Source organism: Enterobacter sp. BNK-13 (assembly GCF_048685015.1).
In the GTDB taxonomy this organism is placed as follows: domain Bacteria; phylum Pseudomonadota; class Gammaproteobacteria; order Enterobacterales; family Enterobacteriaceae; genus Enterobacter; species Enterobacter quasiroggenkampii.
The window spans coordinates 18469-42297 of the sequence record NZ_JBLQTP010000001.1 but is presented as its reverse complement, the minus strand read 5'-3'; the positions used below and the strand labels follow the sequence as shown (position 1 = coordinate 42297).

The following is a 23829-nucleotide window of genomic DNA, read 5'->3' as shown; positions in this document are numbered from 1 at the left end:
TCCTTAGTTGGTCGCGGTCATCTCACCCGGCAGCGCTGCGCTGGCCGTCTGGCCTGCGCCACTCTGTGGCGCAGACTGCAGCGGATGGGCATCAAAGTATTTACGCAGACCGTTATAAATCGCTTCGGCAATTTGCTGCTGATAGCTGTCGCTTCCCAGCAGACGCTCTTCACCGTTGTTACTGATAAAGCCCGTCTCTACAAGGATGGACGGGATATCTGGCGAGCGCAGAACGCCGAGGCTGGCATGTTCAGGACGACGCTTATGCAGCACGCCAATACTTTGCAGCTGGTTCAATACGTTAGTGGCGACATCATACCCGACGCGCTGAGAATGACCGAATTGTAAATCCAGCACCGCCTGGCTGAGATACGGGTCTGACTGGCTGTTTGCCAGCACATCGCCCGCGCCGCCCAACAGTTCGGACTGCTTCTCATGCTCTTCCAGCCAGTTGGCCATTTCGCTGTTGGCGCGACGGTTCGAGAGTACCCATACCGAGGCGCCGGTCGCGTTACGGTTTGGCGCAGCATCCGCGTGGATGGAGACCAGGAAGTTCGCATTCTGCTTACGTGCAACGTCCGAACGCCCCATCACCGAAATGAAGTAATCCCCGTCGCGGGTCAACACGCCTTTGAACATAGGGTCGTCGTTGAGCAGCGCACGCAGCTTACGGGCAATGGCGATGGTGACATTTTTCTCTTGCGTCCCCCCCGGGCCAATCGCACCCGGATCCTGTCCACCGTGACCCGCATCAATGGCGATAATCACTTTGTCACCGCTGGCCGCTGCACGGCGCGCACTCGCTGCCGGACGCGTTACCGTATTGCTGCTGGTTGCCGCAGTGATGCGATCGTTCTGCGATTTAAACGGATTACGCGCAGGTTCAGCAGGACGCGGCGTATACACCGGTTCTTCGACGCGTTTCGCAACGACCGGCGGCGGTGGAGGCGGTGGCGGGACATCGGCATTGATGGTAAAGACCACCGTATAGTTCGCCCCGTTTTGCTGCTTCACCGCCTTCGTTTTGCCCTTTTCGGTCAGATCGACCACCAGGCGTAACGACTGGCTATCCTGCGGCGTACCCGAACGGATACTTTTCACCAGGTTGTTGCCGCTGAACTGCAGCGGGAGTCCCTGGATCACGCCTGTCTGTTTGATATCCAGCGCCACGCTGTGGCTGTCTGGCTGTGAAAACGCATACTCAGGATCGCCCATAAAGCTGAACGTGATCCGGGCCTGGCTTTCGCCGTTCGAGACCTGAATATCTGAGAGGTTTGCCGCCCCGGCCTGCGCGCACAGCAGCACGGTGGCAGCCAACAACCAACCTTTAACGCGATTTATCATCCCGTCATCCCTACGCTTAACCGGCCAGTCGCGCCAGTAAGGAACTGCCTGATGAGGAAACAGCACTGATGCGTGCCTCACGCCCTTGTGCCTGGTAATCTAAGTGAATTTCGACATCCGGGTCAGGCAGCACACCCGCACCTTGTTGCGGCCACTCCACCAGGCAGATGGCATCATTGGCAAAATAATCACGGATCCCCATAAATTCCAGCTCCTCAGGATCCGCAAGGCGGTATAAATCGAAGTGGTACACCATGAGATTTTCAAGGGTGTACGGTTCTACCAGCGTGTAGGTTGGGCTTTTCACATTCCCGTTATGCCCTAACGCCTGCAAAAAACCCCGGCTGAAGGTGGTTTTACCCGCACCTAAATCACCATACAGATAAATGACGGTTGCCCCCTGACAGGCCTGCGCCACGCGCTTGCCGAGATCTAAAGTGGCTTGTTCATCAGGTAAAGGAATCGCTCGATTAGTCATTTTCTACGTCAATCACATCCGGGTTAACAACACGCCGCAGCGTGCAAAAGAGATCGGTGGCCAGCATACCGCGTGTACCGTAACGCGCGGCCAGTTTATCTGCCGCAACGCCGTGGGCCACGCAGCCCGCACAGGCTGCATCATAAAGGGGAAGTTTCTGTCCAAGCAATGCGCCGATGATGCCGGAAAGCACATCGCCCATGCCGCCGCTCGCCATGCCCGCATTTCCGGCATCAATAATCCCCTGCGTCTCGTCACAGGCGACAACGGTTCCTGCCCCTTTTAAAACAGCAACACCTCCGTAACGTTTTACCAGACGCTGAGCAGAAAGTAAGCGATCGCTTTCAATTTCTGCCACGCTGCAGTTAAGCAGCCGCGCGGCTTCGCCGGGGTGTGGCGTCAGAATGCGATTGTGACGCTTATCCGGGTTTATTGCCAGAAGGTTAAGCGCGTCGGCATCCCACAGCATCGGTTTGCGAAAATTCTCGACCTTTTGCAGGGCCTGTTTACCCCACGCCTGCTGTCCAAGCCCGGGACCGATCACCACCACGTCCGCCCATTCCAGACTTTCCTCCAGCGTCTGAAGCGTAAGCTCATGGACCATTAGCTCCGGTCGGGCGGTGATGATTGGCGCAATATTCTCAATGCGAGTGAGCACTCGCACTAATCCGGCGCCGCTGCGCAAAGCCGCTTCACCGGTCATGCGAATCGCACCTGCCGTACCGTGGTCGCCGCCCACAATGACCAGCCTGCCGTGATCGCCCTTATGGGAGGTCGACCGGCGCGGCGGGAGCCACGCTGGGAGCTGCGAGGCGTCAAAGCGTGACAGTTTCGTTTCCTGCCCGGCGAGCCAGCTCTCCAGTCCCAGCGCACTGTGGTGCAGCACGCCGACGACATCCCGCGCTTTGCCGGTCAGTAACCCCGGCTTAAGGGCGATGAAGGTCACCGTATGTGCCGTCTGAATCACCGCCCCCGGCGTCGCGCCGGTTTGTGCCATCAGGCCAGAGGGAATATCCAGGGCGACTACCGGCGCGGAATGTCTGTTAGCGTGTTCAATAAGCGCGGCAACGTTTTCGCGCGGCGCGCTGCGCAGCCCGGTGCCCAGCAGCCCGTCAACAATCAGATCAACATCCTCTGGCCAGACGATATCAGGCGCATGAATCACACCGCCTGCGTTCAGCCATGCCTCCCGCGCCGCGCTGGCCTCTTCCGGCAGCGGTTTATCACTTTCGAGAGCCAGCAAGGTCACGCGGAGACCCGCAGCCACCGCGAGACGGGCAACGACGTAGCCATCACCGCCGTTGTTGCCGTGCCCGCACAGAATCAGCCAGTGAGCCGCCTGCGGGAAGGCGCTTCGGGCAACGTCAAATGCCGCCTCACCCGCGCGCAGCATCAGTTCATACAGGGTAATCCCGAGGCTGTCTGCAGCCTCTTTTTCGGCGCGCCGGAGGTCATCCGCATGCCAGATGGAATGTGGTATACTTGCGGGGTTTTTCTTCACCGTATGGTCCGTCATGTCACAGCCCCTCGATCTCAATGAATTAGCGCAAAAAATAAAACAGTGGGGTGCTGAGCTTGGCTTCCAGAAGGTGGGCATTACCGATACCGACCTTTCCGCCAGCGAGCCGAAACTGCAGGCCTGGCTGGATAAACAATACCACGGCGAAATGGAGTGGATGGCGCGTCATGGCATGATGCGCGCCCGTCCACACGAGCTTTTGCCGGGCACATTACGCGTCATCAGCGTGCGCATGAATTATCTGCCCGCCAACGCGGCCTTTGCGCGCACGCTAAAAGACCCCTCGCTGGGTTACGTTAGCCGGTACGCCCTGGGACGTGATTACCATAAGCTTCTGCGTAACCGTTTAAAAAAACTCGGGGAAACTATTCAGCAGCACTGTGTTTCGCTGAATTTTAGACCCTTTGTCGATTCCGCGCCTATTCTTGAGCGTCCGATCGCCGAAAAAGCCGGGCTTGGCTGGACAGGTAAGCACTCACTTATCCTTAGCCGCGACGCCGGATCGTTCTTCTTCCTCGGTGAACTGCTGATCGATTTACCGCTGCCGGTAGACGGCCCGGTAGAGGAAGGCTGTGGCCGCTGCGTGGCCTGTATGACCATCTGCCCTACCGGCGCCATCGTTGAGCCCTACACCGTTGATGCGCGCCGCTGTATCTCCTACCTGACTATCGAACTGGAAGGGGCCATTCCAGAGGAATTCCGACCGCTTATCGGCAACCGCATCTACGGCTGCGATGATTGCCAGCTCATCTGCCCATGGAACCGCTATTCGCAGCTTACTGACGAAGAGGATTTCAACCCGCGTAAGGCGCTCCATGCCCCGCCACTCATTGAGCTGTTCGCCTGGTCCGAGGCCTGGTTCCTGAAAGTGACGGAGGGTTCGGCTATTCGCCGTATCGGCCATCTGCGCTGGCTGCGAAATGTCGCCGTCGCGCTGGGGAATGCCCCGTGGGATGAAGCCAACATTCGGGCGCTTGAAAGCCGTCGAGGTGAGCACCCACTTCTTGATGAACACATAGAATGGGCGATTGCGCAGCAGATAGAGAAGCGTAATGCCTGCGTGGTCGAGGTGCAGCTACCGAAGAAACAGCGTCTGGTGAGGGTGATTGAGAAAGGGCTTCCGAGGGATGCCTGAACTATTCACAGCCTGTGAATAAAATTACAAACTCAAGCGCCATCTGGGCTGGAGATGAGGTCAAGTGATCTCAATAACATTTTGAAATCAAATTTTATACTGAAAATACAGTGTGTTATGAAGATATTATTCACCCTGCTAAGTTTTAACCCTGTTTCGGTTAAGCGCAGTTTCTGTGGATAACTCTGTTCACAAGAGTATTTCAGAGACAATAGAAAACGTCCCCAGCGACGCTTTTCGCTGTGGATATTTTAGAGATGAAGAAGAATTTGGAGCGGGAAACGAGACTCGAACTCGCGACCCCGACCTTGGCAAGGTCGTGCTCTACCAACTGAGCTATTCCCGCTTGGGTGGTCCGTGCTGTGGAAGCACTTTCAAATTTTGGAGCGGGAAACGAGACTCGAACTCGCGACCCCGACCTTGGCAAGGTCGTGCTCTACCAACTGAGCTATTCCCGCTTGGGCAGTCTGTGCTGTGGAAGCACTTTCAAATTTTGGAGCGGGAAACGAGACTCGAACTCGCGACCCCGACCTTGGCAAGGTCGTGCTCTACCAACTGAGCTATTCCCGCAAATCTGTACTGCTTTTGTTGCTGTCGTAACGTGTAATTCTCTGTCGTTACGGGAGGCGCATTATACGAGAAATCCTTTTAGCTGCAACCCCCCTTAAAGCGATTTTTTCGAAATTCAGTTCAAATGCTTATTTAATGGGCAAGCTGAACAATTTAACGACAAAAAACCGGCCACGCAAGGCGCCGGATCTCAAAATCACAGCTTAATAAAGTTTTCGCGGTAGTAGGAAAGCTCCGCCACGGACTCTCGGATATCGTCCATCGCCTGATGCGTCCCCTGCTTTTTAAAGCCGTCGAGGATTTCAGGCTTCCAGCGACGCGCCAGCTCTTTCAACGTGCTGACATCCAGATAGCGGTAGTGGAAGTAAGACTCCAGCTCCGGCATGTACTTAAACAGGAAACGACGATCCTGACCGATACTATTCCCACAGATAGGCGATTTGCCCGCCGGAACCCACTTTTTCAGGAACTCAAGCGTCGCCAGCTCCGCCTCACGGTCACCCATGGTGCTCGCCTTCACGCGCTCCACCAGACCACTGCCGGTGTGGGTACGCACGTTCCACTCATCCATTAACGCCAGCTGGTCATCGGACTGATGCACCGCTATCGTTGGCCCTTCCGCCAGGATATTCAGGTTGGCGTCCGTCACCAGGGTTGCAATTTCAATGATGCGATCGCGCTCGGGATCCAGCCCGGTCATTTCGAGATCGATCCAAATCAGGTTGTTTTCATCCGCGCTCATGTTATTTTCCACCCTTCTCGCATAACCGGCAGTAGCAGGTTAACTAGTATTAATTAGAGTGTATCATAGAGGTTTTGCCCCCTACGGGCGACCAGGAGCCAGTGCGATTGAGTAAAAATAAACTCTCCAAAGGGCAGCAGCGCCGCGTGAATGCCAATCACCAGCGCCGTCTTAAAACCACTGCGGAGAAGGTCGATTACGACGACAACCTGTTTGGCGACCCAACGGAAGGCGTAGTCATCAGCCGTTTCGGTATGCATGCTGACGTGGAATCTGCCGATGGTGCGATTCACCGCTGCAACATCCGCCGGACCATTCGTTCTCTGGTGACCGGCGACCGCGTCGTCTGGCGGCCGGGGAAAGAGGCGGCGGAAGGCGTGACGGTAAAAGGTATCGTTGAAGCGGTCCATGAGCGCACGTCCGTGTTAACCCGTCCCGATTTCTACGACGGGGTCAAACCGATTGCCGCCAACATTAACCAGATTGTTATCGTATCGGCGATTTTGCCCGAACTGTCGCTCAATATTATCGACCGATACCTCGTCGCCTGCGAAACGCTGCAGGTTGAGCCGATTATCGTGCTGAACAAAATCGATCTGCTGGACGACGACGGAATGGCTTTCGTCAATGAGCAGATGGAAATCTATCGCAAGATTGGCTACCGCGTCCTGATGGTCTCCAGCTACACCAAAGATGGCCTGAAACCGCTGGAAGAGGCGCTTACCGATCGCATCAGCATCTTTGCGGGCCAGTCCGGCGTGGGCAAATCGAGCCTGCTGAACAACCTGCTTGGCCTGCAACAAGAGATCCTCACCAACGATGTCTCTGATGTCTCGGGCCTGGGCCAGCACACCACCACCGCGTCACGCCTGTATCACTTCCCGCATGGGGGCGATGTCATCGACTCCCCGGGCGTGCGAGAGTTCGGTTTATGGCACCTGGAGCCGGAACAAATCTTTAACGGATTTGTCGAATTCCATGATTATTTAGGCGCTTGCAAGTACCGCGACTGTAAACACGATAACGACCCAGGCTGCGCTATCCGTGAAGCGGTTGAGAAAGGCGAAATTGCGGAGACCCGCTTCGAGAATTATCACCGTATTCTTGAGAGCATGGATCAGGTAAAAACGCGTAAAAACTTTTCTGATTCTGATAACTGACAACTAAGCTAAGCATCGCTAAAATCGTCCCCTTTTTTCAGGTTCCGGCGGCTTAACGCCGGATCAGGAACGACAAAACAATGGCCTGGAGGCTACCTTGTTAAACGCATTTAAACTTTCGCTTCAATACATTCTGCCAAAACTGTGGCTCACTCGCCTGGCGGGCTGGGGCGCGAGCAAACGCGCAGGCTGGCTGACCAAACTGGTCATCGACCTTTTCGTAAAATATTACAAGGTCGATATGAAAGAGGCGCAGAAGCCGGATACCGCCAGCTACCGCACCTTCAACGAATTCTTCGTGCGCCCGCTGCGTGACGACGTGCGCCCGGTGAACACCGACCCTAACGTCCTGGTGATGCCGGCAGACGGCGTGATCAGCCAGCTGGGTAACATCGAAGACGACAAAATTCTGCAGGCGAAGGGCCATAACTACAGCCTGGAAGCGCTGCTGGCGGGTAACTACCTGATGGCGGATCTGTTCCGCAACGGTACCTTTGCCACCACCTATCTGTCACCGCGCGACTACCACCGCGTGCACATGCCGTGTAACGGCATCCTGCGTGAAATGATTTACGTCCCGGGCGATCTGTTCTCCGTGAACCACCTCACCGCGCAGAACGTGCCAAACCTGTTTGCCCGTAACGAGCGCGTCATCTGCCTGTTTGATACTGAATTCGGCCCTATGGCACAGATTCTGGTCGGTGCGACCATCGTCGGCAGCATCGAAACCGTCTGGGCTGGCACCATTACCCCACCGCGCGAAGGCGTGATCAAACGCTGGACCTGGCCTGCCGGTGAAGCGGAAGGCTCTGTGGCCCTGCTGAAAGGCCAGGAGATGGGTCGCTTTAAGCTGGGCTCCACCGTGATCAACCTGTTTGCGCCGGGCAAAGTGAAGCTGGCTGAACAGCTTGAAAGCCTGTCGGTGACAAAGCTGGGCCAGCCGCTGGCGGTCTCGACAGAAACCTTCGTGACGCCAGAGGCAGAACCGGCTCCGCTGTCACAGGAAGAGATCCAGGCCGAGCACGACGCCAGCCCGCTGGTTGACGACAAAAAAGACGAAGGCTAACAACAGAAGGATCGCTGACGTGCGCCCGATTATCGTTCTACTGATGGCCTGGTGCCTCAGCATGGGGGCGTACGCAGCGACAGCCCCCGACGCCAAACAGATAACCCAGGAACTGGAGCAGGCAAAAGCGGCCAAACCCGCTCAGCCAGAAACCGTCGAGTCGCTCCAGTCCGCACTGAACGCGCTTGAGGAGCGGAAAGGCTCTCTTGAGCGCGCTCAGCAGTATCAGCAGGTTATCGACAACTTCCCCAAACTCTCGCAGACGCTGCGCGCGCAGCTCAATAATTTGCGTGACGAACCGCGCGATGTGCCCGCAGGGATGACCTCCGACGCGCTGAACCAGGAGATCCTGCAGGTCAGCAGCCAGCTTCTGGAAAAGAGCCGCCTTGCTCAGCAGGAGCAGGAGCGAGCGCGCGAAATTGCCGACTCTCTCAGCCAGCTTCCGCAGCAGCAAACCGACGCCCGTCGCCAGCTTAATGAAGTTGAGCGCCGCGTGGGTACGCAAAACGGCAACACGCCGCAGGCACAGGCCCAAAATCTGGGCCTGCAGGCAGAATCGGCTCGCCTGAAGGCCCTTGTCGATGAGCTTGAGCTGGCGCAGCTTTCCGCCAATAACCGCCAGGAGCTGTCGCGGATGCGCTCAGAACTCGCTCAGAAGCAGAGCGAGCAGCTGGACGCGTATCTTCAGGCCCTGCGCAACCAGCTCAACAGCCAGCGCCAGCGTGAAGCGGAGCGCGCGCTGGAAAGTACCGAGCTGCTGGCAGAAAACAGCGATAACCTGCCTGCCGGCATCGTCCAGCAGTTTAAGGTCAACCGTGAGCTTTCGGCCGCGCTGAACCAACAGGCGCAGCGTATGGATCTGGTGGCCTCGCAGCAGCGTCAGGCCACCAATCAAACCCTTCAGGTTCGCCAGGCGCTTAACACCCTGCGCGAGCAGTCCCAGTGGCTCGGATCGTCAAACCTGCTGGGCGAAGCGCTGCGCGCCCAGGTCGCGCGGCTGCCGGAAATGCCCAAGCCGCAGCAGCTGGATACCGAAATGGCCCAGCTGCGCGTTCAGCGGCTGCATTTTGAAGATCTTCTCAACAAACAGCCGCAAATCCGCCAGATCCGTCAGGCTGACGGGCAGCCTCTGACCAGCGAGCAAAACCGCATTCTGGAAGCCCAAATGCGTACCCAGCGTGAACTGCTGAACTCTCTGCTCCAGGGCGGGGATACGCTGATTCTGGAGCTGACCAAGCTAAAGGTGTCCAACAGCCAGCTGGAAGATGCGCTGAAAGAGGTGAACGAGGCGACGCACCGTTATCTCTTCTGGACGTCAGACGTGCGTCCGATGACCTTCTCGTGGCCAATTGAGATTGTCCAGGATCTGCGCCGTCTGATTTCGCTGGATACCTTCAGCCAGCTGGGACAGGCAAGCGTGATGATGCTCACCAGCAAAGAGACCATTTTCCCGCTGCTGGGGGCGTTGATTCTGGTGGGCTTCAGCATTTACTCGCGCAGACATTTCACCCGCTTCCTTGAGCGTTCCAGCTCCCGGGTGGGGAAGGTTACCCAGGATCACTTCTGGCTGACGTTGCGCACCGTATTCTGGTCGATTCTTGTCGCCTCCCCGCTGCCGGTGCTGTGGATGACGCTGGGCTATGGCCTGCGGGAAGCCTGGCCCTATCCGCTCGCGGTAGCGATTGGCGATGGCGTCACCGCCACGGTACCGCTGCTGTGGGTGGTGATGATTTGCGCCACCTTTGCGCGACCCAATGGCCTGTTTATCGCCCACTTTGGCTGGCCGCGTAATCGCGTGGCGCGCGCCATGCGTTACTATCTGATGAGCATCGGGCTGATTGTGCCGCTGATTATGGCGCTGATCATGTTCGATAATCTCAACGACCGCGAATTCTCAGGCTCGCTGGGCCGCCTCTGCTTTATGCTGATATGTGGAGCGCTGGCCATCGTCACGCTCAGCCTGAAACGCGCGGGTATTCCGCTCTATCTGGATAAAACCGGCAGCGGCGACAACATGTTTAACCGGCTGCTCTGGAACCTGCTGCTCAGCGCACCGTTGATTGCGATGTTGGCAGCCGCGGTGGGTTACCTGGCGACGTCGCAAGCGCTGTTGGCACGTCTGGAAACCTCGGTGGCCATCTGGTTCCTGCTACTGGTGGTGTATCACGTGATCCGCCGCTGGATGCTGATTCAGCGCCGCCGTCTGGCGTTTGATCGTGCCAAGCATCGCCGGGCGGAGATTCTCGCCCAGCGCGCGCGGGGTGAGGAAGAGCCAAACCACGTCAACAGTACGGAAGGCACGACGGAGGCGGATGAGGTCGAGCTGGATCTGGATGCCATCAGTACCCAGTCCCTGCGTCTGGTTCGCTCCATCCTGATGCTAATTGCCCTCCTGTCGGTCATCTTCCTGTGGTCGGAGATCCACTCCGCATTTGGCTTCCTGGAGAACATCTCGCTGTGGGATGTGACCTCCACGGTGCAGGGCGTTGAAAGCCTGGAGCCGATCACCCTAGGGGCAGTGCTGATTGCCATTCTGGTGCTGATCATCACCACTCAGCTGGTGCGCAACTTCCCGGCGCTGCTGGAGCTGGCGCTGCTGCAGCATCTGGATTTAACGCCGGGTACGGGCTATGCGATCACGACCATTACCAAGTATCTAATCATGCTGTTTGGTGGACTGGTTGGCTTCTCGATGATCGGCATTGAGTGGTCGAAGCTCCAGTGGCTCGTCGCAGCGCTCGGCGTCGGGTTAGGTTTTGGTTTACAGGAGATCTTCGCCAACTTCATCTCTGGTCTGATCATTCTGTTCGAAAAACCGATCCGTATTGGCGATACCGTCACGATCCGCGATCTGACCGGCAGCATCACGAAGATCAACACCCGTGCGACGACGATCAGCGACTGGGATCGGAAAGAGATCATCGTGCCAAACAAGGCGTTTATTACCGAGCAGTTCATCAACTGGTCGCTGTCAGACTCCGTTACCCGTGTGGTGCTAACGGTACCGGCACCGTCAGACGCTAACAGCGAAGAGGTCACCCAGATCCTCTACACAGCCGCTGAGCGCTGCTCGCTGGTGATCGACAACCCGGCGCCGGAAGTCTTCCTTGTGGATTTACAGCAGGGGATCCAGATTTTCGAGCTGCGTATCTACGCCGCCGAAATGGGGCACCGTATGCCGCTGCGCCATGAGATCCACCAGCTGATTCTGGCAGGCTTCCGCGAGCACGGTATTGATATGCCGTTCCCACCGTTCCAGATGCGTCTGGAAAGCCTGGACGGGCGTAAAACGGGAAGAACGCTGACGTCAGCGGCGCGTACGCGCCCGGCGGGCAGTCTGTAACGCTTCTCCCCTCCCTTTCGGGAGGGGAATATCCCGCTACACCACTTCTGCGATGAACGCCGTCGCGCGTCGACGGTAATTCTCATAAATCCCCATCGCTAACAGCGAGAAGAAAATTGGGCCGCCCACCATCCACAGTGCGCTGTTCCAGTCGTTCGCCTCAATCACCGGCTGAATAATGGTGAAGATGTTGGCAAACGCCACCACCAGCACCACCACCGTGGTGGCCAGCAGTGTTGCCGCGCGGGTTTTGAAGATCACAAACGGACGTTCAAGGTCCTGCTTCGCCTTAAAGAACGGGAACGCCAGGGTCAGGAACAGGTACGGCAGGGTCATCGACACGTTTGCCATCAGGGTAAGCTTGTTGTAAAACGCAGACGCCGTATCGCCGCCAAATGACACCAGCAGAATGAACGCACATACCAGCAGGCACTGCATCCACATCGCGTTAGCAGGCATCCCCGTCGTGTTGAGCTGGGTCATGCGCGCAGGCCACAGCGCCTTCGGCGTACCCTGAATAATCGCTTTCAGTGGCGAATAGATCAGCGTGAAGAATGCGCCGGTATAGGCGAGGAACATCGACAGACCGGTAATACGCGCAAACCAAATGCCCAGCGTTGCCGCCGCATCCGGCGTCAGGTTCATCGCCTGCCCCAGCGTCATCCCCAGACTTTTCATCAGCACATAGGTGATGTTCCCGAGGTTGGTGGTGCTGTTACTCAACACCTGTTGCCAGTTGGTGCTGACGCCCCAGAGGAAAATCGCCAGCGAATAGCCGATGGAAATCACGATGGCGGCAAAAATAATGCCTTTGGCAAAGTTTTTCTCCGGGTTCTCGGTCTTGTCGACCAGGCCGCCAACGGCTTCAATGCCGCCGTAAGCGAAGATGGCAAACACCACGAAGGAGAGCATAGCCAGCCCGGACTGGTAACCTGGATTAGGCGATGAAACGAAGTTCACCTCCTGCGCAAAATGACCACCGTTCAGGCACAGGATAGCGATACTCACCAGCAGCAGCACCAGGTTCAGGCACATCACGGAAATCCCGCCCACGGCAGTAATCCGGGCAATTTTATTGATACCTTTAGACGCCACCAGCGTCACGACAACCATCCAGCATACCGCCAGAATCCCGACGACCTGCGTGGAGCTCAGCCCGGCTAACGACCAGACCTGGGTTTTATCGGCGCCGAAAACAAACGTCGAGAACGGCACCCAGACTTTAGCGGCCGTACTGACCATCCAGACGACGTAGGATGAAAACCACATAAACGTACCGATAAAGGCATAACGCGGGCCAACGCTGTTATTCATCCATGAGTAAATCCCGCCCTCTTCTTTCCGGTAAGCCGAGCCCATCTCCGCCATCATCAGCGCAAACGGGATAAAGAAGAACAGAGCAGAAACGATATAAAACGGCGTCGCGCTATAGCCCATCAGATAGAACGCGGAGGGGCTGTTGGCAAAGCCAAACACTGAGGTAAATATCATCAGGATGAGCCCGGTGAGGGTCATCTTTTTGAGTGAGTGGGACATAGAACCATCCAAAAAGGAATTAAACTGCGCGGATGGTAGCAGAAGACCAGACTAATATTGTGGCTATAAAGGCCAAATTAAGAAAAACACCCGTATAATGATAATAGGGCAGTTTTTAATGTGGCAGGGCCAAGTGACCGAGTAGGCCGGGTAAGCGACAGCGCCACCCGGCAATTCTTCAAGCGCGATCGACCGTAAAGGCAATCACATCGCCCAGCTGCTCGGCGCCCAGCGCCAGCATCACCAGACGGTCTACACCCAGCGCCACGCCGGAGCAATCCGGCAGGCCCGCTTTTAACGCTTCCAGCAGGTTGGTATCGATCGGCTGCTGTGGCAGGCCGCGCGCGGCGCGCTTGCGGTTATCCTGCTCGAAACGCTGCGCCTGCTCGCGGGCGTCGGTCAGTTCGTGGAAGCCGTTCGCCAGCTCAATACCTTTGTAATAGACCTCAAAACGCTCTGCGACACGATGGTCTTCGGTACTGATCTGCGCCAGTGACGCCTGGCTTGCCGGGAAGTGATAGACAAACGTCGGACGGTCTTTGCCAATCTGCGGTTCCACGCCGAAGGTGAACAGCAGCTGCAGCAGTGTGTCGCGATCCTCTTCGGTATCTGCCACGTTGCTCAGATCCAGTTTTGCCGCCACTTCGCGCAGCTGGGTTTTGTCCGCCGACAGCGGATCGATTTCCAGATAGCGCTGGAAGGCCTGCTGATAAGAGAGCGTTTCAGCTTCAGAGCAGTCCAGGACCTGCTGCAGCAGATCGTCCACCTCATTCATCAGGCGGTACATATCATAATGCGGGCGGTACCACTCCAGCATGGTGAATTCCGGGTTGTGGTGACGCCCCATCTCTTCATTACGGAAACTGCGGCACAGCTGATAGACCGGACCACACCCCGCCGCCAGCAGGCGTTTCATGTGGTATTCCGGGCTGGTCATCAGATACAAATTCATGCCCTGAGAGTGGCCGGGGCCAACAAAACGGGTTTCAAACGGGACCAGATGAATATCCGTTACCGTTGCCTGACTCATGCACGGGGTTTCCACCTCCAGGACGCCGCGGTCGGCAAAGAAACGGCGGATCTCCGTCATAATTGCAGCGCGTTTTAACAGATTAGGGATGGATGCGCTCGGCTCCCAGGTGGCCGTTTCGCTCATGAGTTGTTCTCCGATTTCAGACAAGGGCACGAAGTCTACTCGTTAGCAGGGACAGAGACAAATTTTGCGCAGTAAAAAAGCGCATTTCATTTAGGTGAACAATTGCGTGATGCAATTCATCAATCTCAATGATAAATCGCCGGACAGAACAGCAAAAAAATCGAACACGTCAAATTTCCCTGACATCTACACGGTTATACTGTTTTACCCATAAAGGAGCAGTGGAAACGCTTTCGCAATCGTCCTTTTGGACGGGTGAACTACCTTTAGTTTGTCGCGTTGCGAAATAACAAAAATCTGGAGGAATGTCGTGCAAACTTTTCAGGCCGATCTTGCCGTAATAGGCGCTGGCGGGGCTGGATTACGTGCTGCGATTGCTGCAGCGCAAGCTAATCCCAACGCTAAAATCGCATTGATTTCAAAAGTCTATCCAATGCGCAGCCACACGGTGGCCGCAGAAGGAGGGTCCGCCGCCGTTGCGCAGGATCATGACAGCTTTGAATACCATTTCCACGACACGGTTGCAGGGGGCGACTGGCTTTGTGAACAGGATGTCGTTGACTACTTTGTGCACCATTGTCCAACGGAGATGACCCAGCTTGAGCAGTGGGGTTGTCCGTGGAGCCGCCGTCCAGACGGCAGCGTCAACGTTCGCCGCTTCGGCGGCATGAAGATCGAACGCACCTGGTTCGCTGCCGATAAGACCGGCTTCCACATGCTGCACACCCTGTTCCAGACCTCCCTTCAGTTCCCACAAATTCAGCGCTTCGATGAGCATTTCGTCCTCGACATTCTGGTGGATGATGGACACGCGCGCGGCCTGGTGGCGATGAATATGATGGAAGGCACGCTCGTCCAGATCCGCGCCAATGCGGTGGTGATGGCGACGGGCGGTGCGGGCCGCGTTTATCGTTATAACACCAACGGCGGCATCGTTACCGGCGACGGTATGGGTATGGCGCTCAGCCACGGCGTGCCGCTGCGCGATATGGAATTCGTGCAGTATCACCCAACCGGTCTGCCAGGCTCCGGCATTCTGATGACGGAAGGCTGCCGCGGTGAAGGCGGTATTCTGGTCAACAAAAACGGCTACCGCTACCTGCAGGATTACGGCATGGGTCCGGAAACCCCGCTCGGCGAGCCGAAGAACAAGTACATGGAGCTCGGCCCGCGTGACAAAGTCTCTCAGGCTTTCTGGCACGAGTGGCGCAAAGGCAACACCATCTCCACGCCGCGCGGCGATGTGGTCTATCTCGACCTGCGCCATCTGGGCGAGAAAAAACTGCTGGAACGTCTGCCGTTCATCTGCGAGCTGGCGAAAGCCTACGTCGGCGTCGATCCAGTGAAAGAGCCGATTCCGGTACGCCCAACGGCGCACTACACCATGGGCGGGATCGAAACCGATCAGCAGTGTGAAACCCGTATTAAGGGTCTGTTCGCCGTCGGTGAATGTTCCTCCGTGGGCCTGCACGGCGCCAACCGTCTCGGCTCAAACTCGCTGGCCGAGCTGGTGGTCTTTGGCCGCATGGCGGGCGAGCGCGCGATGGAGCGGGCGGCAACCGCAGGCGAAGCCAACGGTGCCGCGCTGGATGCACAGGTCGCCGACGTTGAAAAACGTCTGAAAGATCTGGTGAACCAGGAAGGTAACGAGAACTGGTCTAAGATCCGCGACGAGATGGGCCTGTCGATGGAAGAAGGCTGCGGTATCTACCGTACCCCTGAGCTGATGCAAAAAACCGTCGACAAGCTGGCGGAACTGCAGGAGCGCTTCAAGCGCGTGCGCATCACCGATACCTCCAGCGTTTTCAACACCGACCTGCTCTATACCATCGAACTGGGCCACGGCCTGAACGTGGCGGAATGTATGGCGCACTCTGCGCTGGCGCGTAAAGAGTCGCGTGGTGCCCACCAGCGTCTGGACGAAGGCTGTACTGAGCGTGACGACGTCAACTTCCTGAAACACACGCTCGCCTGGCGCGATGCGGATGGCACCACACGTCTGGACTACAGCGACGTGAAAATCACCACGCTGCCACCGGCTAAACGCGTGTACGGTGCAGAAGCAGAAGCCGCCGAGAAGAAGGAGAAGGCGAATGGCTGAGATGCAAACACTCAAAGTTGAAGTGGTGCGCTACAACCCGGAAGTGGATGCCGCACCGCACAGTGCTTTCTATGAAGTCCCTTACGACGAGCAAACCTCCCTGCTGGACGCGCTCGGCTATATCAAAGACAACCTGGCGCCAGACCTGAGCTACCGCTGGTCCTGCCGCATGGCGATCTGCGGCTCCTGCGGCATGATGGTCAACAAGGTGCCGAAGCTGGCCTGTAAGACCTTCCTGCGTGACTATACCAAAGGCATCAAGGTCGAAGCCCTGGGCAACTTCCCGATTGAACGCGATCTGGTGGTCGATATGACCCACTTTATCGAAAGCCTGGAAGCCATTAAGCCCTACATCATCGGTAACTCGCGCACGCCGGATCAGGGGCCAAACACCCAGACCCCGGCTCAGATGGCGAAATACCATCAGTTCTCCGGCTGCATCAACTGCGGTCTTTGCTACGCTGCCTGTCCACAGTTTGGCCTGAACCCCGAGTTCATCGGCCCGGCCGCCATTACCCTGGCGCACCGCTATAACGAAGACAGCCGCGACCACGGTAAAAAAGAACGTATGGCGCAGCTTAACAGCCAGAACGGCGTCTGGACCTGTACCTTTGTGGGTTATTGCTCCGAAGTCTGTCCGAAGCACGTCGACCCGGCCGCCGCTATTCAGCAGGGTAAAGTGGAAAGCTCGAAAGACTTTCTTATCGCTACCCTGAAACCACGCTAAGGAGTGCATGATGACGACTAAACGCAAAGCCTATGTGCGGCCTGTGCCGTCCACCTGGTGGAAAAACCTGCCGTTTTATCGCTTCTACATGCTGCGTGAAGGCACGGCGGTACCGGCGGTCTGGTTCAGCCTTGAGCTGATGTACGGCGTTTTTGCCCTCAAGCATGGCCCGGAAACCTGGGCCAGCTTCGTCGGTTTCCTGCAAAACCCGATCATTGTCATTCTGAACCTGATCGTGCTCGCGGCCGCGCTGCTGCATACGAAGACCTGGTTTGAACTGGCGCCAAAAGCGGCGAACATCATTGTAAAAGGCGAGAAAATGGGGCCAGAGCCGGTGATTAAGGGGCTCTGGGCGGTGACAGTTCTGGTCACTGTGGTCATTCTGTTTGTCGCACTGTTCTGGTAAGGAGACTATTGTGATCAATCCAAATCCAAAACGTTCTGACGAGCCGGTCTTCTGGGGCCTCTTTGGCGCAGGCGGCATGTGGAGTGCCATCATTGCCCCCGTAATCATTCTGCTGGTCGGCATTATGCTGCCGCTGGGGCTGTTCCCGGGCGATGCGCTGAGCTACGAGCGCGTACTGGCGTTCGCGAGCAGCTTTATCGGCCGCGTGTTCATCTTCCTGATGATCGTCCTGCCGCTGTGGTGTGGCCTGCACCGTATTCACCATGCGATGCATGACCTGAAAATCCATGTACCGAGCGGGAAATGGGTATTCTACGGTCTGGCGACCATCCTGACCGTGGTGACGCTGATTGCGGTGGTCACCCTCTGACGCCTCTGGCCCGCCATCCGGCGGGCCTTTTATTTCTGCATCTTCCCCACCAGCCACTGGGCAAACTCACTCATTGCGGGCGTTTCTGCGCGTGACTGCAGCCTCGTGAGCCAGTAGCTGCCAAGGTCAATCTGCGTCGCAAAGGGTTGCACAATGCGCTCACTGTTCAGCAGGTGGGTAAACATATCGACAGGAGCAATCGCTATGCCCACGCCTGCCTGCGCGGCTTCCAGCATGGTCACGGACGAATCAAATACCATCACCCGGTGTGTCGGTGAAGGCGGGTGTTCTCCCGCGGCCTGCATCCAGGCGGTCCACTCGTCGCGCCGGTAAGAACGCAGCAGGGTAAACTTCAGGATATCGGCAGGAGTATGCAACGCGGCAGCGATATCAGGCGTGCAAAGCGGTGCCAGCGGCGCAGAACAGAGAAATGTCGCTTCCGTACCGTGCCACGCCCCTCCGCCATAGCGAATGGCGTAATCAAGCCCCTCGGCTGCCGGATCGACGCGATTGTTGTGCGTCGACAGCTGAAGATCGATATGCGGATAGCAGCGACGAAAGTCAGCGAGCTGCGAGAATAACATCCCCGTAGCAAAGGTACCCACCACGCCAATTTTCAGCTTCTCCTGAGCGCGCTGGCTGGTAAAGCGATCCAGCATTCCGGCAATTCGGTCGAACGAGTCATTCAGTACCGGAAGCAAATTCTCGCCTTCCGTGGTCAACATCAGCCCACGGGAAACGCGGACGAACAGCTGGCAGTTCAGGTGCTGCTCCAGCGCCTTTACGTGCTGGCTAATCGCGGAATGGGTGACATTCAGCTCGATAGCGGCATGCGTAAAACTGAGGTGCCTGGCGGCGGCTTCAAACGCCCGCAGGGAATTAAGAGGAAGATAGCTGCGCGTCATGGTCTCGTCCGTTAGAAAAATTAACAGCTAATGCTAAATTTAACCGTTTGTCAGCCACAGTCAAATCTCACAGACTACAGCGGTCTGACGGGCCCGGACACTCCCTTGAACTGCTATTACGGAAGATAACTAATGATGAAAAAAACCCTAAGCTGTGCCCTGCTGCTCAGCGTTGCCAGCGCTGCATTCGCCGCACCGATGTCCGAAAAACAGCTGGCTGAGGTGGTGGAACGCACCGTTACGCCACTGATGAACGCGCAGGCCATTCCGGGTATGGCGGTGGCGGTGATTTATCAGGGTCAGCCGCACTACTTTACCTTCGGTAAAGCTGATGTTGCAGCGAACAAACCCGTCACCCCGCAAACCTTGTTCGAGCTGGGTTCGATAAGTAAAACCTTCACCGGCGTATTGGGTGGCGATGCGATTGCGCGCGGTGAAATAGCGCTGGGCTATCCTGTGACCAGATACTGGCCTGAGCTCACGGGCAAGCAGTGGCAGGGCATTCGCATGCTGGATCTGGCAACCTATACCGCAGGCGGTCTGCCGTTGCAGGTGCCGGATGAGGTCACGAATACCGCCTCCCTGCTGCGCTTTTATCAAAACTGGCAGCCAAAGTGGAAGCCGGGCACCACGCGGCTTTACGCTAACACCAGCATCGGTCTTTTTGGCGCGCTGGCGGTCAAACCCTCCGGCATGAGCTATGAGCAGGCCATGACGACGCGGGTCTTTAAGCCGCTCAAGCTGGACCATACCTGGATTAACGTCCCGAAAGCGGAAGAGGCGCATTACGCCTGGGGATACCGTGACGGTAAAGCGGTCCACGTTTCGCCAGGGATGCTGGACGCGGAAGCCTATGGCGTAAAAACCAACGTGCAGGATATGGCAAGCTGGGTGATGGTCAACATGATGCCGGACTCCCTTCAGGATTCCCCACTTAAGCACGGTATCGCCCTGGCACAGTCTCGCTACTGGCGCGTGGGAGCCATGTATCAAGGATTGGGCTGGGAAATGCTGAACTGGCCGGTCGATGCCCAAACGGTGGTCGGGGGCAGCGACAATAAGGTGGCGCTGGCGCCGTTGCCTGCAAGAGAAGTGAATCCACCGGCACCACCGGTTAAGGCCTCCTGGGTCCATAAAACGGGCTCTACCGGCGGATTTGGCAGCTACGTGGCATTTATTCCTGAAAAGCAGCTCGGCATTGTGATGCTGGCGAATAAAAGCTATCCGAACCCGGCACGCGTTGAGGCGGCGTACCGTATCCTCGACGCGCTGCAGTAAAACATTGCCGGGTGGCGGCTTCGCTTTACCCGGCCTACAAAATCCACGGTGTGCGGCGAAATACCCCGCACACTCTTCCGCATTTTTCCTGCTGTCATCTACACTTAACAAAAAACAGTAAGGAAACTCCTATGCGCATTCTGCCTGTTATCGCCGCGGTGACAGCCGCGTTTTTAGTGGTTGCCTGCAGTTCTCCTACCCCACCGCCTGGCGTTACCGTCGTCACGCCTTTTGATGCACAACGCTTCCTTGGAACATGGTATGAAATCGCGCGCCTCGACCATCGGTTTGAGCAGGGCTTAGAGAAGGTCACTGCGAATTACAGTCCGATGGATGATGGCGGTATTCAGGTGATCAACCGGGGCTATAATCCCGATCGTGAGATGTGGCAGCAGTCGGTTGGGAAAGCGTACTTCACTGGCGACCCGCGGCGTGCCGCGCTCAAGGTCTCTTTCTTTGGCCCGTTTTATGGCGGCTATAACGTGATCGCGCTCGACAGAGAGTACCGTCACGCGCTGGTCTGCGGGCCGGATCGCGACTACCTGTGGATACTCTCCCGCACGCCAACTCTTTCACCCGAAATGAAGCAGCAGATGCTGGACGTCGCGACCCGGCAAGGGTTTGATGTGTCAAAACTTATCTGGGTAAAACAGCCCCATTAGTGGGTGCTGAGCTTAAGCCCAACGATCCCGGCCACAATCAACGCGAGGCTGGCGATACGCGCCAGACTCGCTGACTCGCCAAGCAGCAGAATGCCGGTGATGGCAGCCCCCACCGCGCCAATACCCGTCCAGACGGCATAAGCCGTTCCCACAGGCAGAGAGCGCATCGCCCAGGATAACAGAACGATACTGACGATCATGGCGGTAACGGTAATGACGCTGGGGGTCAGGCGGGTAAATCCGTGGGTGTACTTGAGACCAATCGCCCATACTACTTCGAGCAGGCCAGCAATAAAAAGAATGATCCAGGACATGTCAGGCTCCTTAACTTAATGCAAGTTGGGGCCGTCCCCGGTGAAAGAAACGCTTACGGGTCGTCCCGTAAGGCAGAGATTACGCCCCCTATTGTGGTTAGCGTGCTATTTTTTTTCAATCATTTTTTGCTGAACACGTTAAGGCAAGAAATAGCCGCAGTATGGCGCGGAGTTCCGGCTTTTAGCACTCATCCGACTTCTCTATGATGATGTGCTTTCTGATGGCAGGAAGCCAAACCACTAGCCGACTGCGAATAAAATATGTTCAAAATTCTTTTGATTGACCGTTGTCACTTCACCCGCGCGGGGTTTGAAGCATGGCTCAATCATTCCGGTTTGTTCCCGGGACACTACGTTGTGACCGGGCTGAATAATCTGTTTCTTGCCAGAGAACACATTCTGCAATGGAAACCTGCGCTGGTCATCGCTGACCTGTACGGCTTCAGGCAGGATATTCACCATTTTCAGCAGCTCTCTTCTCTGCTTAACGCCAGTGAACGCTTACCGTTTATTTTGCTGCAGTCGGGAGAGGACAGCGGCATGACCGACTGGCTTGGAAAGTTCCCGGTATGGTCGTCACTGTTGAAAAACGCCAGTCTCAAAGAAGTAGCGACGGTTATCAACGACGCATTACGCTCGCGCGCAGGCGCTGACAGACCAACGGCGGCGGCCCCCTTGCTGACCCGCCAGGAAGAGAAGGTGCTGACATTGTGGATGGACGGCGCGAGCAATCAAAAAATTGCCGCTCACCTGAGTATCAATGGAAAAACGGTTTATACCTATAAACGCAATATCCGCATGAAATTACATATGGATACGCGTTTTTCTCCGTTCTTATCCCTGCAGGAATCAGAAAGCTGACGGTACGAAACCCGACTGGTCCCGTACCGTTTATTCGTTACTGCTGAGCTTTTGTTGCCGCACCAGAGATTGCGCTACCACCTTCAGAAATATCCTGACCGACGCCACGCGTGGTATTACAGGCCGTTAACACTGAAGAAAGTACCAGGACTGAAAAGATCGCTGCAATTGTCTTCTTAACCATAATATCTTCCTTTTATAGCCAAAGTTGTTTTGTGTATAGCAACTTAAGGATAGACAAAATCCCGCCGGTTGACGGAAAAGGACACATTTTTAGGAAAATTAGACGAACTTAGCTGGCGGCGTGAGAAATGATATGACCCAGATCCTGGATATCTTGTCCCATTCCACGCGTGGTGTTACAGCCGGAAAGTAATGCACTGGAGAGCGCTAACAGAAGCAGAATTTTAACGGTACGTTTCATCATCCCTGCCTGCAAAAATCAGGCGCAGCGGGCGCTGCGCCTTCAGTCATACGTAAATTACTTCACGCGGGACACGTATTCGCCGGAGCGAGTATCCACTTTGATCACTTCGCCAGTCTGTACGAACAGTGGCACTTTCACCACTGCGCCGGTAGACAGTTTGGCTGGCTTACCGCCGGTACCTGCGGTATCACCCTTCAGACCTGGATCGGTTTCAACGATTTCCAGTTCTACGAAGTTTGGTGGGGTCACCGCGATAGGCTGGCCGTTCCACAGGGTCACGATGCACTCAGCCTGATCCAGCAGCCATTTAGCGCTGTCACCTACCGCTTTCTCATCAGCAGAGAGCTGTTCGAAAGTTGAGTTGTTCATGAAATGCCAGAACTCGCCATCGTTGTACAGATAGGTCAGGTTCATATCAACAACATCAGCGCCTTCAGCAGAGTCAGTAGACTTGAAGGTTTTCTCAACACGGGTACCGGTCAGCAGACGGCGCAGCTTAACGCGTGCGAATGCCTGGCCTTTACCTGGTTTAACGAATTCGCTGGCTTCAACCGCGTACGGTTCGCCGTCCATCATGATTTTAAGACCAGCACGAAAATCGTTGCTATAGTACGTTGCCATAAGGCCCTCTAAATTTGTTAACTGGTAGCTAAGCCACAAAATGGCGCATATTGTAACCCTAAACACCCCGTCCAGAGAAGATTGGTTATCGCAACTTGCCGATGTAATCACCAGTCCTGATGAATTGCTGCGTCTTTTAGACCTCGATCAGCACCCAGAGTTGCTTGCAGGCCGCGAGGCAAAGCGCCTTTTCGCCCTGCGCGTTCCCCGTGCGTTTGTGGCACGGATGGAGAAAGGCAACCCCGACGATCCGCTATTAAAACAAACGCTTACTTCGCAGGATGAATTCATTACTGCGCCGGGATACAGCACCGATCCGCTGGAAGAGCAGAACAGCGTGGTGCCGGGTTTACTGCATAAGTATCTCAACCGCGCCCTGCTGCTGGTCAAAGGCGGATGTGCGGTAAATTGTCGTTATTGCTTCCGCCGGCACTTCCCGTACGCCGAAAATCAGGGCAATAAACGCAACTGGCAGGTCGCGCTGGACTATATTGCCGCCCATCCGGAGCTGGATGAGATTATTTTTTCCGGCGGCGATCCGCTGATGGCGAAAGATCATGAGCTGGACTGGCTGCTGACTCAGCTTGAAGCCATCCCGCACATTAAGCGCCTGCGCATTCACAGCCGCTTACCGATTGTCATTCCGGCACGGATCACCGACGGCCTGGTGTCACGCCTGGAGCAGTCCCGCCTGCAGGTGCTGCTGGTGAATCATATTAACCACGCGAACGAAATTGACGATGCGTTTTGCGCGGCGATGGCGCGACTGCGTAAAGCGGGCGTGACGCTGCTGAATCAGAGCGTGCTGCTGCGCGGCGTGAATGACAGCGCCCGCGTGCTGGCCGATCTGAGCAATGCCCTGTTTGATGCGGGCGTGATGCCGTATTACCTGCACGTGCTGGATCGCGTTCAGGGCGCGGCGCATTTCATGGTGACGGATGAAGAAGCCCGGCAGATCATGCGCGAACTGTTAACGCTGGTTTCAGGCTATATGGTGCCGAAGCTGGCACGTGAGATTGGCGGAGAGCCGAGCAAGACGCCGCTGGATTTGCAGCTGCGGCAGCACTAAAAAGGCAGGTGGCGCTACGCTTACCTGCCCTACAGGGCC

General features: G+C 56.4%; 23 protein-coding genes and 3 tRNA genes. 12 read left to right on the top strand and 14 right to left on the bottom strand.

The window, feature by feature from the left end; all coding sequences use genetic code 11:
- Positions 1–3: 3 nt before the first annotated feature.
- Genes amiB through nnr form a run of 3 tightly spaced genes read right to left on the bottom strand, consistent with a single transcriptional unit; the run spans position 4 to position 3338 of the window.
- On the bottom strand, positions 4–1344 hold the full coding sequence (amiB, locus tag ACMGGQ_RS00220; RefSeq protein ID WP_045907962.1) for an N-acetylmuramoyl-L-alanine amidase AmiB: 1341 nt from the start codon (positions 1342–1344) through the stop codon (positions 4–6).
- A gap of 16 nt (positions 1345–1360) precedes the next feature.
- Positions 1361–1822 (bottom strand): tRNA (adenosine(37)-N6)-threonylcarbamoyltransferase complex ATPase subunit type 1 TsaE, encoded by a 462-nt coding sequence (tsaE, locus tag ACMGGQ_RS00215; protein ID WP_008502923.1) that lies wholly within the window; start codon positions 1820–1822, stop codon positions 1361–1363.
- Positions 1815–3338 carry a bifunctional ADP-dependent NAD(P)H-hydrate dehydratase/NAD(P)H-hydrate epimerase gene (nnr, locus tag ACMGGQ_RS00210; protein WP_420289438.1) on the bottom strand — a complete coding sequence of 508 codons (1524 nt, stop codon included), beginning with the start codon at positions 3336–3338 and terminating at the stop codon, positions 1815–1817. Before nnr ends, tsaE begins: the two co-directional genes overlap by 8 nt.
- Here nnr and queG point away from each other — a divergent pair.
- Positions 3337–4476: a tRNA epoxyqueuosine(34) reductase QueG gene (gene queG, locus ACMGGQ_RS00205; protein WP_069720057.1), complete on the top strand. Its 1140-nt coding sequence runs from the start codon at positions 3337–3339 to the stop codon at positions 4474–4476. The two genes, nnr and queG, sit on opposite strands and share 2 nt — an antisense overlap.
- A 270-nt stretch (positions 4477–4746) precedes the next feature.
- On the opposite strand, the gene ACMGGQ_RS00200 is transcribed toward queG, so the two are convergent.
- The 4 genes from ACMGGQ_RS00200 to orn all read right to left on the bottom strand — a co-directional run bounded on the left by ACMGGQ_RS00200 (position 4747) and on the right by orn (position 5788).
- A tRNA-Gly gene (locus tag ACMGGQ_RS00200) sits at positions 4747–4822 on the bottom strand.
- A 36-nt stretch (positions 4823–4858) separates the two neighbouring features.
- A tRNA-Gly gene (locus ACMGGQ_RS00195) sits at positions 4859–4934 on the bottom strand.
- A 36-nt stretch (positions 4935–4970) separates the two neighbouring features.
- A tRNA-Gly gene (locus ACMGGQ_RS00190) sits at positions 4971–5046 on the bottom strand.
- Positions 5047–5242: 196 nt separating this feature from the next.
- Positions 5243–5788 (bottom strand): oligoribonuclease, encoded by a 546-nt coding sequence (gene orn / locus ACMGGQ_RS00185; protein WP_045909541.1) that lies wholly within the window; start codon positions 5786–5788, stop codon positions 5243–5245.
- 107 nt (positions 5789–5895) lie between these two features.
- On the opposite strand from orn, the gene rsgA reads away from it, so the two are divergent.
- The 3 genes from rsgA to mscM all read left to right on the top strand — a co-directional run bounded on the left by rsgA (position 5896) and on the right by mscM (position 11357).
- The gene (gene rsgA / locus ACMGGQ_RS00180) at positions 5896–6948 is read left to right on the top strand and encodes a small ribosomal subunit biogenesis GTPase RsgA (RefSeq protein WP_420289437.1); all 1053 of its coding nucleotides are present in this window, start codon (positions 5896–5898) and stop codon (positions 6946–6948) included.
- Positions 6949–7045: 97 nt separating this feature from the next.
- The gene (gene asd / locus ACMGGQ_RS00175; RefSeq protein WP_023293460.1) at positions 7046–8014 is read left to right on the top strand and encodes an archaetidylserine decarboxylase; all 969 of its coding nucleotides are present in this window, start codon (positions 7046–7048) and stop codon (positions 8012–8014) included.
- Between the two features lie 19 nt (positions 8015–8033).
- Positions 8034–11357 (top strand): miniconductance mechanosensitive channel MscM, encoded by a 3324-nt coding sequence (gene mscM, locus ACMGGQ_RS00170; RefSeq protein ID WP_045909543.1) that lies wholly within the window; start codon positions 8034–8036, stop codon positions 11355–11357.
- Between the two features lie 36 nt (positions 11358–11393).
- Here the strand turns inward: mscM and yjeM are convergent, their stop codons facing one another.
- Both yjeM and epmA read right to left on the bottom strand, forming a co-directional pair.
- Positions 11394–12893: a glutamate/gamma-aminobutyrate family transporter YjeM gene (gene yjeM / locus ACMGGQ_RS00165; protein ID WP_420289436.1), complete on the bottom strand. Its 1500-nt coding sequence runs from the start codon at positions 12891–12893 to the stop codon at positions 11394–11396.
- A 178-nt stretch (positions 12894–13071) separates the two neighbouring features.
- Positions 13072–14049, bottom strand: a complete 978-nt coding sequence (gene epmA / locus ACMGGQ_RS00160; protein WP_045909545.1) for an elongation factor P--(R)-beta-lysine ligase — start codon at positions 14047–14049, stop codon at positions 13072–13074.
- A gap of 310 nt (positions 14050–14359) precedes the next feature.
- Between epmA and frdA the strand changes: the two genes are divergently transcribed.
- The 4 genes from frdA to frdD are packed head-to-tail and all read left to right on the top strand — an operon-like array spanning position 14360 to position 17653.
- On the top strand, positions 14360–16150 hold the full coding sequence (frdA, locus tag ACMGGQ_RS00155; RefSeq protein WP_045909546.1) for a fumarate reductase (quinol) flavoprotein subunit: 1791 nt from the start codon (positions 14360–14362) through the stop codon (positions 16148–16150).
- Positions 16143–16877, top strand: a complete 735-nt coding sequence (frdB, locus tag ACMGGQ_RS00150; protein ID WP_262790818.1) for a fumarate reductase iron-sulfur protein — start codon at positions 16143–16145, stop codon at positions 16875–16877. The genes frdA and frdB overlap by 8 nt, the downstream gene beginning before the upstream one ends.
- Before the next feature lie 10 nt (positions 16878–16887).
- Positions 16888–17283, top strand: coding sequence for a fumarate reductase subunit FrdC (frdC, locus tag ACMGGQ_RS00145; protein ID WP_045909548.1), 396 nt, complete (start codon positions 16888–16890; stop codon positions 17281–17283).
- Between the two features lie 10 nt (positions 17284–17293).
- A complete protein-coding gene (gene frdD, locus ACMGGQ_RS00140; protein ID WP_032662398.1) occupies positions 17294–17653 on the top strand; it encodes a fumarate reductase subunit FrdD in 360 nt (119 codons plus the stop codon).
- 29 nt (positions 17654–17682) lie between these two features.
- Here frdD and ampR read toward each other — a convergent pair whose 3' ends face one another.
- Positions 17683–18558, bottom strand: coding sequence for a LysR family transcriptional regulator AmpR (ampR, locus tag ACMGGQ_RS00135; protein WP_048027844.1), 876 nt, complete (start codon positions 18556–18558; stop codon positions 17683–17685).
- Between the two features lie 132 nt (positions 18559–18690).
- Here ampR and blaACT point away from each other — a divergent pair, with 132 nt between their 5' ends.
- Positions 18691–19836 (top strand): ACT family cephalosporin-hydrolyzing class C beta-lactamase, encoded by a 1146-nt coding sequence (gene blaACT / locus ACMGGQ_RS00130; RefSeq protein WP_420289435.1) that lies wholly within the window; start codon positions 18691–18693, stop codon positions 19834–19836.
- A 131-nt stretch (positions 19837–19967) separates the two neighbouring features.
- Positions 19968–20498, top strand: coding sequence for a lipocalin family protein (locus tag ACMGGQ_RS00125; protein WP_045909551.1), 531 nt, complete (start codon positions 19968–19970; stop codon positions 20496–20498).
- Here the strand turns inward: ACMGGQ_RS00125 and sugE are convergent.
- Complete coding sequence (sugE, locus tag ACMGGQ_RS00120) at positions 20495–20812, bottom strand: quaternary ammonium compound efflux SMR transporter SugE (protein ID WP_008502938.1); 318 nt, start codon at positions 20810–20812, stop codon at positions 20495–20497. The two genes, ACMGGQ_RS00125 and sugE, sit on opposite strands and share 4 nt — an antisense overlap.
- A gap of 261 nt (positions 20813–21073) precedes the next feature.
- On the opposite strand from sugE, the gene ACMGGQ_RS00115 reads away from it, so the two are divergent.
- Positions 21074–21673, top strand: coding sequence for a response regulator transcription factor (locus tag ACMGGQ_RS00115; RefSeq protein ID WP_048027839.1), 600 nt, complete (start codon positions 21074–21076; stop codon positions 21671–21673).
- Between the two features lie 37 nt (positions 21674–21710).
- Here the strand turns inward: ACMGGQ_RS00115 and ecnB are convergent, their stop codons facing one another.
- The 3 genes from ecnB to efp form a co-directional block, all read right to left on the bottom strand.
- Entirely contained in the window at positions 21711–21857 is a 147-nt protein-coding gene (gene ecnB / locus ACMGGQ_RS00110) for a lipoprotein toxin entericidin B (protein WP_003025482.1), read from the bottom strand.
- 108 nt (positions 21858–21965) lie between these two features.
- Positions 21966–22097 carry an entericidin A/B family lipoprotein gene (locus ACMGGQ_RS00105; RefSeq protein WP_024907352.1) on the bottom strand — a complete coding sequence of 44 codons (132 nt, stop codon included), beginning with the start codon at positions 22095–22097 and terminating at the stop codon, positions 21966–21968.
- Positions 22098–22154: 57 nt separating this feature from the next.
- Positions 22155–22721, bottom strand: a complete 567-nt coding sequence (gene efp, locus ACMGGQ_RS00100) for an elongation factor P (protein WP_008502940.1) — start codon at positions 22719–22721, stop codon at positions 22155–22157.
- Between the two features lie 40 nt (positions 22722–22761).
- Here efp and epmB point away from each other — a divergent pair, with 40 nt between their 5' ends.
- A complete protein-coding gene (gene epmB / locus ACMGGQ_RS00095) occupies positions 22762–23790 on the top strand; it encodes an EF-P beta-lysylation protein EpmB (protein ID WP_048027837.1) in 1029 nt (342 codons plus the stop codon).
- Positions 23791–23829 lie beyond the last annotated feature (39 nt).